15 protein-coding genes and 1 riboswitch are annotated in these 14642 nt (G+C 71.8%); of the genes, 3 read left to right on the top strand and 12 right to left on the bottom strand.

All coding sequences use genetic code 11. The features are described 5' to 3' along the window. Window positions 1-28: 28 nt before the first annotated feature. From gcvP to ABD126_RS17775, 8 genes are all read right to left on the bottom strand, one after another. The gene (gene gcvP / locus ABD126_RS17810; RefSeq protein WP_343934982.1) at window positions 29-2920 is read right to left on the bottom strand and encodes an aminomethyl-transferring glycine dehydrogenase; all 2892 of its coding nucleotides are present in this window, start codon (window positions 2918-2920) and stop codon (window positions 29-31) included. A gap of 153 nt (window positions 2921-3073) precedes the next feature. Continuing rightward, a riboswitch (glycine riboswitch) is annotated at window positions 3074-3164 on the bottom strand. A gap of 173 nt (window positions 3165-3337) precedes the next feature. After that, the gene (locus tag ABD126_RS17805) at window positions 3338-3904 is read right to left on the bottom strand and encodes a MerR family transcriptional regulator (RefSeq protein ID WP_343934981.1); all 567 of its coding nucleotides are present in this window, start codon (window positions 3902-3904) and stop codon (window positions 3338-3340) included. 550 nt (window positions 3905-4454) lie between these two features. After that, the gene (locus ABD126_RS17800; RefSeq protein WP_033427967.1) at window positions 4455-4928 is read right to left on the bottom strand and encodes a bifunctional nuclease family protein; all 474 of its coding nucleotides are present in this window, start codon (window positions 4926-4928) and stop codon (window positions 4455-4457) included. Window positions 4929-5070: 142 nt separating this feature from the next. Continuing rightward, complete coding sequence (gene ftsR / locus ABD126_RS17795) at window positions 5071-5715, bottom strand: transcriptional regulator FtsR (RefSeq protein WP_343934980.1); 645 nt, start codon at window positions 5713-5715, stop codon at window positions 5071-5073. 32 nt (window positions 5716-5747) lie between these two features. After that, a complete protein-coding gene (gene garA, locus ABD126_RS17790) occupies window positions 5748-6212 on the bottom strand; it encodes a glycogen accumulation regulator GarA (RefSeq protein ID WP_343934979.1) in 465 nt (154 codons plus the stop codon). Between the two features lie 113 nt (window positions 6213-6325). Beyond that, window positions 6326-6727: a glycine cleavage system protein GcvH gene (gcvH, locus tag ABD126_RS17785; protein WP_343934978.1), complete on the bottom strand. Its 402-nt coding sequence runs from the start codon at window positions 6725-6727 to the stop codon at window positions 6326-6328. Window positions 6728-6766: 39 nt separating this feature from the next. After that, window positions 6767-7354, bottom strand: a complete 588-nt coding sequence (gene clsA, locus ABD126_RS17780) for a cardiolipin synthase ClsA (protein ID WP_343934977.1) — start codon at window positions 7352-7354, stop codon at window positions 6767-6769. 399 nt (window positions 7355-7753) lie between these two features. Then, window positions 7754-7993: a hypothetical protein gene (locus ABD126_RS17775; RefSeq protein ID WP_343934976.1), complete on the bottom strand. Its 240-nt coding sequence runs from the start codon at window positions 7991-7993 to the stop codon at window positions 7754-7756. Between the two features lie 444 nt (window positions 7994-8437). Between ABD126_RS17775 and ABD126_RS17770 the strand changes: the two genes are divergently transcribed. After that, the gene (locus ABD126_RS17770) at window positions 8438-8845 is read left to right on the top strand and encodes an STAS domain-containing protein (RefSeq protein WP_343934975.1); all 408 of its coding nucleotides are present in this window, start codon (window positions 8438-8440) and stop codon (window positions 8843-8845) included. Here ABD126_RS17770 and ABD126_RS17765 read toward each other — a convergent pair. Beyond that, window positions 8784-9590 carry an ATP-binding protein gene (locus tag ABD126_RS17765; protein WP_343934974.1) on the bottom strand — a complete coding sequence of 269 codons (807 nt, stop codon included), beginning with the start codon at window positions 9588-9590 and terminating at the stop codon, window positions 8784-8786. The two genes, ABD126_RS17770 and ABD126_RS17765, sit on opposite strands and share 62 nt — an antisense overlap. 189 nt (window positions 9591-9779) lie before the next feature. Here ABD126_RS17765 and ABD126_RS17760 point away from each other — a divergent pair, with 189 nt between their 5' ends. Beyond that, the gene (locus ABD126_RS17760; RefSeq protein ID WP_343934973.1) at window positions 9780-10142 is read left to right on the top strand and encodes an ATP-binding protein; all 363 of its coding nucleotides are present in this window, start codon (window positions 9780-9782) and stop codon (window positions 10140-10142) included. After that, window positions 10139-10930, top strand: a complete 792-nt coding sequence (locus ABD126_RS17755; protein WP_343934972.1) for a SigB/SigF/SigG family RNA polymerase sigma factor — start codon at window positions 10139-10141, stop codon at window positions 10928-10930. Before ABD126_RS17760 ends, ABD126_RS17755 begins: the two co-directional genes overlap by 4 nt. A gap of 466 nt (window positions 10931-11396) precedes the next feature. On the opposite strand, the gene ABD126_RS17750 is transcribed toward ABD126_RS17755, so the two are convergent. From ABD126_RS17750 to ABD126_RS17740, 3 genes are all read right to left on the bottom strand, one after another. After that, entirely contained in the window at window positions 11397-11687 is a 291-nt protein-coding gene (locus tag ABD126_RS17750) for a WhiB family transcriptional regulator (RefSeq protein ID WP_337728004.1), read from the bottom strand. Window positions 11688-11779: 92 nt separating this feature from the next. Next, window positions 11780-12736 (bottom strand): TIGR03557 family F420-dependent LLM class oxidoreductase, encoded by a 957-nt coding sequence (locus ABD126_RS17745; protein ID WP_343934971.1) that lies wholly within the window; start codon window positions 12734-12736, stop codon window positions 11780-11782. Between the two features lie 9 nt (window positions 12737-12745). After that, window positions 12746-14518 (bottom strand): thiamine pyrophosphate-requiring protein, encoded by a 1773-nt coding sequence (locus ABD126_RS17740; RefSeq protein ID WP_343934970.1) that lies wholly within the window; start codon window positions 14516-14518, stop codon window positions 12746-12748. Between the last annotated feature and the right edge of the window lie 124 nt (window positions 14519-14642).

Here is a 14642-nt window from a genome sequence, read left to right as displayed (position 1 = left end):
GCCGGGGCACGGGGCCGTCGTTCGTCGGTCAGTTGTCGTACGCCGAGAGCGGCGGGCAGGAGCAGACCAGGTTGCGGTCGCCCTTCGCGCCGTCGATGCGGCGGACCGGGGGCCAGATCTTCGGCGCGTTCGGGCCCGCCGGGAAGACCGCCACCTCGCGGCTGTACGGGTGGGTCCACTCGCCGGTCGTCACGCTGGCCGCCGTGTGCGGGGCGTTGCGCAGCGGGTTGTCGTCGGCGGGCCACTCGCCGGCGCCCACGCGGTCGATCTCGCCCTTGATCGCGATCATCGCGTCGATGAACCGGTCGATCTCGGCCAGGTCCTCGCTCTCCGTCGGCTCCACCATGAGCGTGCCGGCGACGGGGAACGACATGGTCGGCGCGTGGATGCCGTAGTCCGCCAGGCGCTTGGCCACGTCGTCCACGGTCACGCCGGTCGCCTTGGTGATCGGGCGCAGGTCGAGGATGCACTCGTGGGCCACGAAACCGCCCTCGCCGGTGTAGAGCACCGGGAAGTGCTCGTCCAGCCGACGGGCCACGTAGTTCGCCGCCGCCACCGCGGTCAGGGTCGCGCGGCGCAGGCCGTCCGCGCCCATCATGCGCACGTACGCCCACGAGATCGGCAGGATCGACGCCGAACCCCACGGCGCGGCGCTGATCGGGCCGACGCCCGTCGCCGGGCCGGCGGTCGGCTGGAGCGGGTGGTTGGGCAGGAACGGCGCGAGGTGCGAGCGCACGCCGATCGGGCCGACGCCGGGACCGCCGCCGCCGTGCGGGATGCAGAACGTCTTGTGCAGGTTCAGGTGCGACACGTCCGAGCCGAACCTGCCGTACTGCGCCAGGCCGATCAGGGCGTTGAGGTTCGCGCCGTCCACGTACACCTGGCCGCCGGCGTCGTGCACCAGCGCGCACACCTCGCGCACGGTGTCCTCGTACACGCCGTGCGTCGACGGGTAGGTGATCATGATGGCGGCGAGGTCGTCGCGGTGCTCGTCCACGACAACGCGCAGGTGGTCCATGTCGATGTTGCCCTGGTCGTCGCACTTCACGACCACGACCCGCATGCCGGCCATGACGGCGGACGCGGCGTTGGTGCCGTGCGCCGACGACGGGATCAGGCACACGTCGCGCTCCGCGTGGCCCTGCGCGCGGTGGTAGGCGCGGATCGCGAGCAGGCCCGCGAACTCGCCCTGGCTGCCCGCGTTGGGCTGGATGGACACGGCGTCGTAGCCGGTCACCTCGGCCAGCCAGCGCTCCAGGTCGGCGACCAGCGACAGCAGGCCCTCGGCGTCCTCGACCGGCGCGAACGGGTGCAGGTTCGCGAACTCCGGCCAGGTCACCGGCTCCATCTCGGCGGTCGCGTTGAGCTTCATCGTGCACGAGCCCAGCGGGATCATGCTGCGGTCCAGCGCGACGTCCTTGTCCGACAGCTTGCGCAGGTAGCGCAGCATCGCGGTCTCGGAGCGGTGGGTGTGGAAGACCGGGTGGGTCAGGTAGTCGCTGGTGCGGCGCAGGTCGGCGGGGATCGCGTCGGCGGTGTCGAGGTCCAGGCCGTCGACGTCGGAGACGGTCACGCCGAACGCCTTCCACACCTTCTCCAGGTCACCCCGGGTGGTGGTCTCGTCGCACGCGATCGAGACGGTGTCGGCGTCCACCTGCCACAGGTTGACGCCCAGGTCGCGGGCGGTGGCGACGACCTCGGCGGCGCGGCCCTCGACGCGGGCGCGGACGGTGTCGAAGAACTCGCCGTGCACGACCTCGACGCCGTTCTCGCACAGGCCCGCGGCGAGCACGGTGGCCAGGCGGTGGGTGCGGGTCGCGATGGCGCGCAGGCCGTCGGGGCCGTGGTAGACCGCGTACATCGACGCCATCACGGCCAGCAGGACCTGCGCGGTGCAGATGTTGCTGGTGGCCTTCTCGCGGCGGATGTGCTGCTCGCGGGTCTGGAGCGCGAGGCGGTAGGCGAGGTTGCCGTCGGCGTCCACGGACACGCCGACCAGGCGGCCGGGCAGCTGGCGCTCCAGGCCCTGGCGGACGGCCATGTACCCGGCGTGCGGGCCGCCGAAGCCGATCGGGACGCCGAAGCGCTGGGTGGTGCCGACGACGACGTCCGCGCCGATCTCGCCCGGCGGGCGCAGCAGCGTCAGGGCCAGCAGGTCCGCGGCGAACACGGCCTGCGCGCCGGCCGCGTGGATCTCCTCCACCAGCGCGGCGTAGTCGCGCACGACGCCGGACGCGCCCGGGTAGGACAGCAGCACGCCGAAGAAGTCCCCGCCCAGGCCCAGCCCCTCCAGGCCCTGCGACAGGTCGGCGGTGACGATCTCGATGCCCAGCGGCTCGGCGCGGGTCTCGATGACGGCCAGCGTCTGCGGCAGCGTGTCGGCGTCCACGACGAACTTGGCGGACTTGCTGCGGCCGGCGCGGCGGACCAGGGTCATCGCCTCGGCGGCGGCGGTGGACTCGTCCAGCATGGACGCGTTGGCCAGCGGCAGGCCGGTCAGGTCGCCGACCATCGTCTGGAAGTTCAGCAGCGCTTCGAGGCGGCCCTGGGAGATCTCGGGCTGGTAGGGCGTGTAGGCCGTGTACCAGGCGGGGCTCTCCAGGACGTTGCGGCGGATCACCGGCGGGGTGTGGGTGCCGTAGTAGCCCATGCCGATCATCTGGGTGAGCGGCTTGTTGCGGGCGGCCAGGGCGCGCAGCTCGGCCAGCGCCTCGGTCTCGGTGGCGGGCGCGGGCAGGTCCAGCACCAGTTCGCGTTCCCGGATCGACTCGGGCACGGCGCGCTGGGCCAGCTCCTCCAGGGAGCCGACGCCGATGACGTCCAGGATGCGGGCCAGCTCGGCGGGCCGCGGGCCGACGTGCCGGTCGGCGAAGGGGGTGCCGTGCTCAAGGGCGGCGAGGGGGATGCGGTCCTGCGTCATGTAAGGCGCCTTTCGCGGGCTACGGACACACTTCTGCCGTTGCCCTCCCCCTCTGTCTTCTGCCCGCGGACGGGCGCCTGAGAGCTTCACCCGGCGTGGCCGGGCTTGCACCGTCGGCGGGGTCCACGTGCCCGACCCGCTTTCCAGAGGCGTCTCACCCGTGCGGTCCTTGCGCCTGAGAGGTTCCGGGGAGGATTTGCTCCTTCGGCGCCGAGACTGGCTCGGACTCTCCCGCACGGGATAAAGCGACTACGCGCGAATCGTACCCGGCAGGTGAACGTCTCCCGGCACGGACGCGACGCGGATCTCACAGGTTTGGCGCGGCGGAGCAGCGGGTACCAGGCGCTCGTGCCGCTCGCGCCGTGGAGTCCGAGGTCAGCCGATGGCCCGTGTCCGCTCGCGCCGTGGGCTCCGGGGTCAGCCGATGGCCCGCGTCCGCCTGCGCCGGGACAGCTCGTCGTTGGGCGTCTCGTCCACCGCGAGCCCGTCCGCGCGTTCCGCGGGGAACTCGTGGATCGTGCCGCTGATCTCCCGCATGGCGCCGCTGACCGCGATGCCGAACACGCCCTGGCCGCCCTGCAGCAGGTCCACGACCTCCTCGGGCGAGGTGCACTCGTAGACCGTGGTGCCGTCGCTGAACAGCGTGATGCGGGCGAGGTCCTGGACGCCGCGGCGGCGCAGGTGGTCGACCGCGACGCGGATGTTCTGCAGGCTCACACCGGTGTCGAGCAGCCGCTTCACGACCTTGAGGACCAGGATGTCCTTGAACGAGTAGAGCCGTTGGCTACCGGAGCCGTGGGCACTCCTTATCGTCGGGTTGACCAGGCCGGTGCGGGCCCAGTAGTCGAGCTGGCGGTAGGTGATGCCCGCGATCTGGCACGCGGCCGGGCCGCGGTACCCGACGAGTTCGTCCGGCAGCGAGGAGTCCGGGAACAGCTCACCCTGTTCGCCGGTTCCGGCCCGGATGGGCGCTTCCTCGACCACGCCTGCCTCCCCTCGGTCCGGCCAGGACTGGCCGGCGACCAACGTGAAGCCGCCCCGGTGCCCGAATCACACCGTGGCAATTCACCTGAGTTCGACGGTAAGACCGCCTAGGGGGCAGGTCAACGCGACGCGCTGAGCGTGTCGCGTCTCAACCTCAGGTTGAGGTTGAGAGAGACGGGCGTCGTAAGCCATTCGGGTGACGTTTAGTGATCGTTTAGCGGACCGGTGCTGACTTTGTGTAATCCGGAGGTGTGACACCGGGGGGTGGCACGCGGGGCTGATCCACAACGCACCGCACACACCCACGAGGGGCCGGCTTCCAGCTCGCGGCGCGACGCCGGCCTCTCGTGGGTGCTTGACAGACCCACCGCAGACTCCCCCGTGTCCCGCTCCACCGCCACCTGAGACCCACCGCCGACACGCCGCCCACCCAGCGCCGCCGTCCCAGCCGCCGCCGTGCCTGCCTCACCGCCCCGGAAACGATCAGGCCCGAAAACGATCAGGCCCGGGACGCGACCGCCGTCCCGGGCCCTACCGCGAGAACCGCTGCTCAGGTGTCCGCGCCGCGGAAGTCCTCCGGCGAGACCGAGTCCAGGAACTCCCGGAACTTCTCGACCTCGTCCTCCTGCTCGTCCGGGATGATCAGCCCCGCCTCGGCCAGCACCGACTCCTCCGCGTGGATCGGCACGCCGATGCGCAGGGCCAGGGCCACCGAGTCGCTCGGCCGCGCCGACACGCGCACGTCGCCGTCGAACACGAGTTCCGCGAAGTACGTGCCCTCCTGCAGGTCGGTGATCCGCACCTGCTCCAACTGCCTGCCCAGAGCGCCGATGACGTCCTTCAACAGGTCGTGCGTCAACGGCCGCGCGGGCCGGACACCCTGCTGCTCCAGCGCGATCGCGGTCGCCTCCACCGAGCCGATCCAGATCGGCAGGTAGCGCTCGCCCTCGGTTTCGCGCAGCAACAGGATCGGCTGGTTGGCGGGCAGTTCCACCCGCACGCCCACGACGCGCATCTCGCTCATCGGGTCTCGCCTCCCTCAGCGCGCTGAAATCCTGGCGTCCCCGCTACCACGAGGATCCCCCACGTACCCCTCCGACGCTACCCGCCAAGCGGGCCTTGTGCGCAACCGCTCCGAAAATGCGGATCACGATGCGGAAACGGCTCTACCTGGGCGGAACGCCGCCACCGGGCACGTCGCGCAGGCCGATTTTCACCAAGAGTGTGTGCAGCGTTACGGAGAGCGCCGCCAGCTCGCGCACGACTTCGTCGGCCCGGCCCCGCGACCTCGGGTCGCGCCGCCTCGCCAGGACGACCTGCTCCACCAGCGCCACCTCGCGGTCCGCCGCCGCGCGGAACGGGCGCAGGTGCCGCGGTTCCAGGCCGTACTGGGCCAGTTCGCGCACGGTCGTCGCCACCTGGAGCGCGTCCTGGTCGTAGAGACCCGGACGGACCAGGCCGTGCTGCTCCAGCTCGGCCAGCGACGCCGCGTCCAGGCCCGAACGCGCCAGCAGTTCGTCGCGGCTCATGCGCTGCGGCGCGGCGGGGCCGTCCTCGACCGCGCGGAGCACCCGCGCCGAGGAGTCCGCCGCGTCCAACTGCTCCTTGATGACCTTCAGCGGCAGGTAGCGGTCGCGTTGGGCGGCCAGCACGTAGCGCAGCCGCTCGACGTCGGCCGTGGTGAACTGGCGGTACCCCGCGGCGGTGCGTGCCGGGCGGACCAGGCCCTCCGACTCCAGGAAGCGGATCTTGGAGATCGTGACGTCGGGGAACTCCGTCCGGAGCTGCGCGAGCACCGCGCCGATGCTCAACCCCCCGCGTTGTGGCCGCCCGGCCGCCGCCGTCACTGCGCCCCCTGACCCCCGGCGCCCGGACCGGTCAGGAACACGAGGCGGAACTTGCCGATCTGCACCTCGTCGCCGTTGGCGAGCACCGCCTGGTCGACCGGCTCGCGGTTGACGTAGGTGCCGTTGAGGCTGCCCACGTCGATCACCACGAACTCGCCGCCCTCGCGGCGGAACTCGGCGTGCCGCCGGGAGACCGTCACGTCATCGAGGAAGATGTCGCTGTCCGGGTGCCGTCCCGCGCTGGTCGTGTCGCGGTCGAGCAGGAACCGGGAACCCGCGTTCGGACCGCGCTTGACCACCAGCAGGGCCGACCCGGCGGGCAGTGCGTCGACGCCGGCGACGGCCGGCTCCTGGGCGGGCGCCTCGGCGCCCTCGACCTCGGCGAGGAAGTCGGCCCGGAAAACGGAGGTCCGCTCCGGGGACTGCTCGGGCGGAACGCCTGGCCCGTCGTTCGTGGTCACCTGAGCTCTCCTCCTGCTGCTGGAACCGTCTCGTCCTTGAGAACCTATCGTGCCCGAACCCTGGTCTGAGGAGCGGCTCCCCCACCGACCGAAGAGCCGCCGGAAGATCGACGTCACCCCTGCTCCGCAATCTCCTGGTACGCCGCCGCGTCGAGCAGGTCGTCCACCGCGCCCGGGTCGGTCAGCCTGAGCTCCACGATCCACCCCTCGCCGTACGGGTCGGAGTTGACCAGGTCGGGCTGCTGGTCCAGCGAGTCGTTGCGCGCGACGACCTCGCCCGCCAGCGGCGCGTAGATGTCGGAGACGCTCTTGGTGGACTCGACCTCGCCGAGCGTCTGGCCCGCGCCGACCTGCTCGCCCAGTTCCGGGAGCTGGACGAACACGACCTCGCCGAGTTGCTCCTGGGCGTAGTCGGTGATGCCCACGCGCACGGTGTCCTCACCGGTGCGCAGCACCCACTCATGTTCCTCGGTGTACTTGAGCTCCTCGGGAATCACCGCGGTGCGCTCCTTCATGACGGTGGATCTTCGCTGCCGGATCTTCCCACGACCGGTTCAGACCGGCGCGACCCCCGGCCGCCTGCGCAGCGCGAGGAAGAACTGGTAGACGTACAGGGCTCCGGACCACAGGTACAGCGCCCCGCCCCAGACCATGAACGCGTAGGCCACCGGTCGGGCGACCTCGGCGGCGGTGGAGGTGCCCTGGGCGAGCAGGAGCATCGGGAAGGCGTAGAGCAGGTTGAACGTGGCGCCTTTACCCAGGTAGGTGACCTCGAACGGGCCGTAGCCGCGCAGCCGCAGCACCGGCAGGCACGCGCCGACGACCAGTTCGCGGCCCACCAGCACGGCCGCCACCCACCAGGGGACGATGTCGCGCACGACGAACGCCACCAGCGTGGCCAGGATGTAGAGCCGGTCGGCGGCCGGGTCCAGCAGCGCGCCGAGCCTGCTCATCTGGTTGAGCCAGCGCGCGACCTTGCCGTCCAGCCAGTCCGACAGGCCCGCCGCGACCAGCACCACCAGCGCCCAGCCGTCCTCCCGGGGCCCGAGCAGCAGGTAGAGGAACAGCGGCACGCCGAGCAGCCGCAACACGCTCAGCGCGTTGGGGATGGTCAGCCACCGGTCGGCGGGATCGTGCGACACAACCGCAAACTGTAGAGCCGCCGGGCGCCGCCCACCGCCGGCACCGGCACGACCGGGCCAGGCGGTCACCCACCGTGATGCGGTGAATGCGCGAAAAGGAATCCGGTGGCCGTGCCGTGCGGCTCGGTCGCGGGTTTTCGCGGGCGGCCGGAGCCGGCCCGCGTCAACCGGAATTCGAGCACCGCTCCACAACCGCTCCACCGCGGCTCGACGCTGTTTTCGGGCAGCCGAAACCGCACTTCGGGGTGATTCCGGCGAGCCGCCACCACTGATTCCGGGCAGCCGGAACCGCGGGTGGGCGCAGCGGGGGACGGGGAGCGGCGACGGGCCGCTGAAGAGCCGGGCCTCGGACAGGGGGACCGGGTCGACCGGCGGAGTCCGAGTGGTCGGCCGCGCGGGTCAGTTCGCGCGGGTGCGGGTCCAGCCCTGGCGTTGTAGCTGCTCACCGCTGAGGGCACGGGGACGACCGCGGTCGTCGACGCCCACCCAGCGAGCGCGGAAACCTTCGAGCACGTAGGCGTGGCCCTTGCTCCAGACCACGCTGCACGGAGCGGTCGGCAGCGGTCCCGCGCCCCCGGACGTGGCGCGCGCTGCCCTGCGCTTCGCGGGCTCGGACTCGGCTTCCGTTCTGGTGCTCATCGTCGATCCCTCCACCCGGGGTGTCGCTCGCGGCCTTCGCGGCGTTATCCCCATGCACAGGATTCTGCGCGACAGTGACCTCCGCCACCCCCGAATTGCCGGTCTTCTCGGCGGTCGGACGTCCCCGGTCGCCGAGTCGACCCCGGTCGCGCAGCGCCCTTACCCTGAGGTATAGCCGGCCGGTACTCCGTGAAACCGCTCACCGTTCGTCACGCGCCGTACACCGACATCGCCTCTACACTGATACTGATCAAGCCGCCATCCGACCGCTTGTGGTGACCGTGGGGTCTCCGTACGGTGGGTGGCGCAGCGGTTGAGCCAACAGCCGCGCCGGGGAAGCTCCGGCCAGCGGGCCCATGTGCCGCAACGCTGCGTTTTCTGGTGCTCGGCGCGTCCGCACGCCTGGGCTTCCCTTTCCAGCAAGACCTGTGAAGAGGAGTCCTCGTGACGGTTCAGGATCCGAACGTCGTGGCGACGAGCGGAGCCGCATCCGCCGCCGCCGTCGCCCCGGCGGGGAAGGCGGCCGACGGCGTGGCGGTGGTGACCGCCACCGGGGAGATCGACATGCTCACCGCGCCCGACCTGCGCGCCGACGTGCTCGGGCGCATCGACGAAACCCCCGGGGCGGTCGTGCTGGACATGACCGGTGTGAGCTTCCTCGGCTCGGCCGGCCTGGCCGTGCTGGTCGAGGCGTCGCAGCACGCCAAGCGGCGCGGCACGGCGTTCCGCGTGGTCGCCGTCGCGCGCGCGGTCACCCGGCCGCTGGCCGCCACCGGACTGGGTGACGTGTTCAGCGTGTACGGATCGGTGGCGGAGGCGGTGTCGGCGGACGACGGGGCGTCGGCGCGCTGAGGTGCGGCACCAGGTCCACGACCTGGTCCACGCCCGCCGTGACCAGGGCCGCGCGAACCGGGCTGTCCTCGGGCGCGCGGACCACCACGCGGTTGCCCGCCGCGGCGGCGGCCTCGACCACCGCCCGCAGCGCCCGGACCAGCCCTTCGCTGCGGGCGCCCAGCTCGCGCAGGTCCACCACGATCGGCACGGCGCCGCCGCGCGCGGCGGTCAGCACCCGGCGGCGCACGGCGGGTCCGGCGCGCGGCGGGACGTCCCCGCGCACCACCACCTCCACCCAGCCGGAGTGCACCGAGACGGTGACCTCCTCGGGCGCGGAGCGGCCGAACGTGCCCCTCGTGGTGTGCCGGCCGGACATGACGAGCGTCACGCGGGTGCCGGTCGCCGACCGGTCCACCTGCACCTCGTCCACGTTCTCGCGCATCAGCAGCAGGCCGCGGCCCCGGTCGGACAGCTCCACCGGCGGCACGCGCCAGGTCCCGTCGTCGGAGACCACCACGTGCACGCTGCCGTCCGGGCGCACCTCGCCGGCCACCCGCACGCTGCCGCCGCTCCCCGGCGCGTAGGCGTGCTCCACGGCGTTGCTGACGGCCTCGTTGACCGCGACCAGCAGGTCGTACCGGTCGTCCTCGGTCAGTCCGACGCCGACCAGCCACTCGTCCAGCCGCACGCGCACGGTGGAGAGCAGACCGGCGTCGGCCGGGATCTCCACTCCCCAGTGGTGGTCGGCGAGTCGATCGGTCAACAGGCCTCCTCGTCGCGCACCTGTCAGTCTTCCCACTGGCGGCGCGGACTACACGTGTGAGGTTGGATCAGTTCGGGTACCGATAGCTTCAGCACCGCCGAGACAGAAACGGACGATGAGGTGAGCGTGTCGCACACGGAGCCGCAGAGCGGCGATTCGGATGACCCCTTGGCCGGGGTGGAGTTGCGGATGGCCGCCGACCCCACGCAGCTGTCGATCGTCCGGGCGGTGGCGGCCGACATCGCCATGCGCCAGGACTACGACCTGGACGCCATCGAGGACTTGAAGCTGGCGGTGGACGAGGCCTGCTCGACGCTCATCTCCCTCGCCGCGCCCAGCGCCGTGCTCAGCGCCCGGTTCGTCGTGGCGGGCCCCGCGGTGCAGGTCTTCACGGCGGTGCGCTCGAAGCGGTCGGCGCCGCCGGACCGGGACAGCTTCGGCTGGCGCGTGCTCAGCGCGCTGGTCGACTCGGTGACCACCTGGGTCGAGCCGCGCGGGGACGCCTACGAGATCCACATCGACCTGGTCAAGCGTTCAGTGGGGACGGCGTGACGGGTACCGACGGGGGCACGACGCGCTCGGGGACGCAGGGGGACTACGACCACCTGGCGCCGCTGTTCGCCAGGCTGGCCGCGACGCCCGAGGGCGACCCGCAGCGGGAGCGGCTGCGCGACGAGCTGGTCACCGAGCACCTGCCGGTGGCCAAGCACATCGCGCGGCGGTTCGGACACCGCGGCGAGCCGTACGACGACCTGGTGCAGGTCGCGACGGTGGGCCTGATCAACGCGGTCGACCGGTTCGACCCGGAGCGGGGCAGCGACTTCCTGTCCTTCGCGGTGCCGACGATCATGGGCGAGGTCCGCAAGTACTTCCGCGACTCCAGCTGGTCGGTGCGCATGCCGCGCCGGCTCAAGGAGCTGCACCTGGCCATCAACGCCGGCTCGGCCCGCCTGTCCCAACAGCTGGGCCGCGCGCCCACCCCGTCCGAGCTGGCCGAACACCTGGGCCTGACCCGCGAGGAGATCCACGAGGGCCTGGCGGCGGGCAACGCCTACCACAGCGCGTCGCTGGACGACCTGCTCGTGGCCGACGACAGCTCCATCTCGCTGGGCTCGACGCTGGGCGAGGAGGACCCGGAGCTGGAGGCGATCGAGCAGCGCGAGGCCCTGCACCCGCTGCTGGAGAAGCTGCCGGAGCGGGAGCGGAAGATCGTGGTGATGCGGTTCTTCGGGAACATGACGCAGACGCAGATCGCGCAGAAGGTCGGGATCTCGCAGATGCACGTGTCGCGGCTGCTGGCCAAGACGCTGCGGCAGTTGCGCGAGGGTTTGACGGAGTGAGGCACGTGGCAGGAGGCCCGCCGGTCGTGGATCGGCGGGCCTTCGCTTGTGCGGGGGTTCCGGGGCGGTTCGCGGGAACGGGCTGACGGCACGGCGCGGGCGGTGGTCCGGCACGGGCAGCGCGGGCGGTGGTCCGGCACGGGCAGCGCGGGTGGCCGGGCTCGGCGCGGGTGGGCGCGGCGGTTGGCGGCGGCGCGGCAGCTTGGCGATCTGGCGGCGGCGCGGTGTTTTGGCGGTTTGGCGGCTTGGCACTGGCGGCGGTTTGGTGGTTCGGCGTTTTGTGGCGAGGTGCGGCCTCCGGCCCCCGGTGTCCATTTTCGCATCGGGGTACGACAGGGGCAGGCGTGGCGGCTCGCGAGGCACTGTCCACATGCGAAACGCCGCCGGGGGCAGTCGGCGGCGTCTCGCGCAGGGGTCCAGCGGTGGGTCGGCACGGCGGCTGGGTCACGCCGCCGCCGGGCCGGCCTCAGGCTGCTCGGCGGCGGGCTTCGGCGATCAGGCGGCGGCGTTCGTCCTCGCCCATGCCGCCCCACACCCCGTAGGGCTCTTGGACGGCCAGGGCGTGTTCGCGGCACTGCACGAGCACCGGGCAGACGCGGCACAACTGCTTCGCCTTCTCCTCCCGGGCCATGCGGGCGGTTCCTCGTTCGTTGTCCGGGTGGAAGAAGACGGCGCTGTCTCGGCCCCGGCACAGGCCTTCCTTCTGCCAGTCCCAGACCTCGGTCACGGGCTTGGGCAGGCGCGCGGTGCTGGTCATCGGGCGAAACCCCCTGCGGTGGAGTCGTTCAGGTGCTGATCAAGGCGTACCCCGCGCGGCGGGGCCGACAAACGTGTTGCCCCCGAATCGGGTTACCCCGGTAGCCGGGGCGCGACCTCGGTGGCCCAGAAGGTGAAGAACGCCTCCTGGTCCGGTCCGATCTGGGACACGTAGATCTCGTCGTAGCCGGCGTCGGCGTACTCGCGCACCGCCGAGACGTAGCTCTCCGGATCCGGGCCCAACGGCAGGGACGACGCCACCATGTCCTTGGTGACCAGAGTCGACGCCTGCTCGAAGTGCTTGGGCGACGGCAGCACCTGCGCCAGCTCGCCCGGCAGCTGCTCGTTGGGCCACAGCCGGAACGCCGTTTCCAGCGCGTCGTCCACGGTCGCCGCGTGGCAGACCTTGAACCCCGCCTGCGCGGGTTTGCCGTGGCCGCCGGTCTCGTGGAACCGCTTGACCAGCTCCGCGTCCGGCATGGTGCTGCAGAAGCCGTCGCCGATGCGGCCCGCGAGCTGCGCCGCCTTCGGCCCGAACGCCGACACGTAGATCGGCACCGGCTGGTCGGGCAACGTGTAGATGCGCGCGTTCTCGACCGTGTAGTGCTTGCCGCGGTGCTCGACGTCCTCGCCGGTGTGCAGCTTGCGGATGACCTCGACGGCCTCCTCCAGCATCTCCAGCCGCACCGACGCCGCCGGCCACGGGTCGCCGAGGATGTGCTCGTTGAGGGCCTCGCCGGACCCGACGCCGAGCACGAACCGGCCCTCGCACTGCACGGCCGCGGTCGCGGCGGCCTGCGCGATGACGGCCGGGTGGATGCGCAGCGTGGGACACGTCACCGCCGTGGTGATGGGCAGCGTGGTCGCCTCGGACAGCGCCCCGATGACCGACCACACGAACGGGCTCTGGCCCTGCTCGTCGTTCCACGGGTGGTAGTGGTCGGAGATCCACAGCCGCTCGAACCCGGCGTCCTGGGCCCACCGCGCCTGCCGGACCAGGTCGCGCGGCCCGTGCTCCTCGCTGGAGAGGAAGTAACCGATGCTCACCATGTGTCGCGGTTACCCGTGCAGGAACTCCTGAACCTTGGTGCGCACCCCCTTGGTGACCACGGACCACGCGTCCGGGTCACCCCTGAGCAGGGCTTCGGCCGTGTTCTTCACCTGGTCGAAGGACGCGTGCGGCGGGATCGGCGGCACGTTCGGGTCGCAGCGCACGTCCAGCACGGCCGGCCGGTCGGCGCCGAGCACCTCGTCCCACGCCGCGCCGAGGTCGTCGGGGGCGTCCACGTTGACCCCGACCAGCCCGACCGACCGCGCGAACGCCGCGTAGTCGACGTCGGGCAGGGTCTGCGACTCCTCGAACTTGGGCGCGCCGCCCATCGCGCGCAGCTCCCAGGTCACCTGGTTCAGGTCGTTGTTGTGCAGCACGCACACCACGCACCGCCGGTCCGGCCACTCCCGGTGGTAGCGGGCCAGGGTGATCAGCTCGGCCAGGCCGTTCATCTGCATGGCCCCGTCCCCGACCAGCGCCACCACGGGCCGGTCCGGGTGGGCGAACTTCGCCCCGATCGCGTACGGGACGCCCGCGCCCATCGTGGCCAGGGTGCCCGACAGCGAGCCGCGCATCCGACCGCGCAGCCGGACCAGGCGGGCGTACCAGTTGGCCGCCGAACCGGAGTCCGCGGTGACGATCGCGTCCTCGGGGAGGCGTTCGGACAGCTCCCACGCGATGCGCATCGGGTTGACCGGGTCGGCGTCCTCGAACGCCTGGGCGCGCAGCGCGTCCCACCAGTCGGCGACGTTCTTCTCGATGGTCGCCCGCCAGCCGTCCTTGCGGCGCAGGGCGGGCAGCAGGGCGCGCAGCGTGGACTTGGCGTCGCCGACGAGGTTCACCTCGGTGGGGTACCTCATGCCGATCAGCCGGCCGTCGACGTCGATCTGCACGCCGCGCGCCTTGCCGAACTCGGGCAGGAACTGCGAGTAGGGGAAGCTGGAGCCGACGATGAGCAGGGTGTCGCAGTCGCGCATCAGCTCGTAGCTCGGGCGCGTGCCCAGCAGTCCGATCGCACCGGTCACGTAGGACCGGTCGTCGGGCAGGACGTCCTTGCCCAGCAACGCCTTCGCCACGCCCGCGCCGAGCAGCTCCGCGACCTCGTGCACCTCGTCGGCGGCGTCGCGCGCGCCCTGGCCGACCAGGACGGCGACCTTCTCGCCGGCGTTGAGCACCTCGGCGGCGCGGTTGACCTCGGCCTGCGGCGGCACGGAGGTGTGCCACGAGCGGCTGGGCGGGCTGGACGGGACGTGCTTGAACGCGTGCTCGGGCGCGCTGTAGGCCAGTTCCTGGACGTCCGCCGGGATGATCAGCGCGGTGGGCGCGCGCTCGGCCTCGGCGGTGCGGATGGCGCGGTCCAGGGCGTTCGGGAGCTGCTCGGGCACGGTGACGTCCACCAGGTACTCCGAGGCCACGTCCTTGAACAGCGAGTGCAGGTCCACTTCCTGCTGGTAGCTGCCGCCCAGCGCGGTGCGGGCGGTCTGGCCGACGATGGCGACGACCGGGACGTGGTCGAGCTTGGCGTCGTAGAGGCCGTTGAGCAGGTGGATCGCGCCGGGCCCCGAGGTCGCGAGGCACACCCCGACCCGGCCGGAGAACTTGGCGTAGCCGACGGCCTGAAGCGCCGACATCTCCTCGTGCCGCGCCTGGACGAACTTCGGCACGTTGTCCGCCCGGCCGAACGCGGCGACCAGGCCGTTGATGCCGTCACCCGGGTAGGCGAAGACGTGCTCGACACCCCACTCCCGCAGGCGTTGCAGCACGTAGTCGGCGACCTGCATGGGAACCCCTCCTCGGACTCGACTAGATGTACTGCCCGGAGAGGTTGTGAACAGGGCGACACGTGATCGGATGATCTTGGAATGAGGGAGGGCCTCCGGGTTCGGTGTGGATTGCGACATCTGC

The sequence above is a fragment of the Saccharothrix mutabilis subsp. mutabilis genome, assembly GCF_039521145.1.
GTDB lineage: Bacteria > Actinomycetota > Actinomycetes > Mycobacteriales > Pseudonocardiaceae > Actinosynnema > Actinosynnema mutabilis.
This window is presented reverse-complemented; position numbering and strand designations above follow the sequence as displayed.

What these genes read in the sequence shown, in the direction of transcription:
- ABD126_RS17760 (WP_343934973.1), top strand. Translation starts at nt 9,780, where the DNA reads ATGGCCGCCGACCCCACGCAGCTGTCGATCGTCCGGGCGGTGGCGGCC.
- ABD126_RS17750 (WP_337728004.1), bottom strand. Translation starts at nt 11,687, where the DNA reads ATGACCAGCACCGCGCGCCTGCCCAAGCCCGTGACCGAGGTCTGGGAC.
- ABD126_RS17745 (WP_343934971.1), bottom strand. Translation starts at nt 12,736, where the DNA reads ATGGTGAGCATCGGTTACTTCCTCTCCAGCGAGGAGCACGGGCCGCGC.
- ABD126_RS17800 (WP_033427967.1), bottom strand. Translation starts at nt 4,928, where the DNA reads ATGAGCGAGATGCGCGTCGTGGGCGTGCGGGTGGAACTGCCCGCCAAC.
- ABD126_RS17740 (WP_343934970.1), bottom strand. Translation starts at nt 14,518, where the DNA reads ATGCAGGTCGCCGACTACGTGCTGCAACGCCTGCGGGAGTGGGGTGTC.
- ABD126_RS17775 (WP_343934976.1), bottom strand. Translation starts at nt 7,993, where the DNA reads ATGAGCACCAGAACGGAAGCCGAGTCCGAGCCCGCGAAGCGCAGGGCA.
- gcvP (WP_343934982.1), bottom strand. Translation starts at nt 2,920, where the DNA reads ATGACGCAGGACCGCATCCCCCTCGCCGCCCTTGAGCACGGCACCCCC.
- gcvH (WP_343934978.1), bottom strand. Translation starts at nt 6,727, where the DNA reads ATGAAGGAGCGCACCGCGGTGATTCCCGAGGAGCTCAAGTACACCGAG.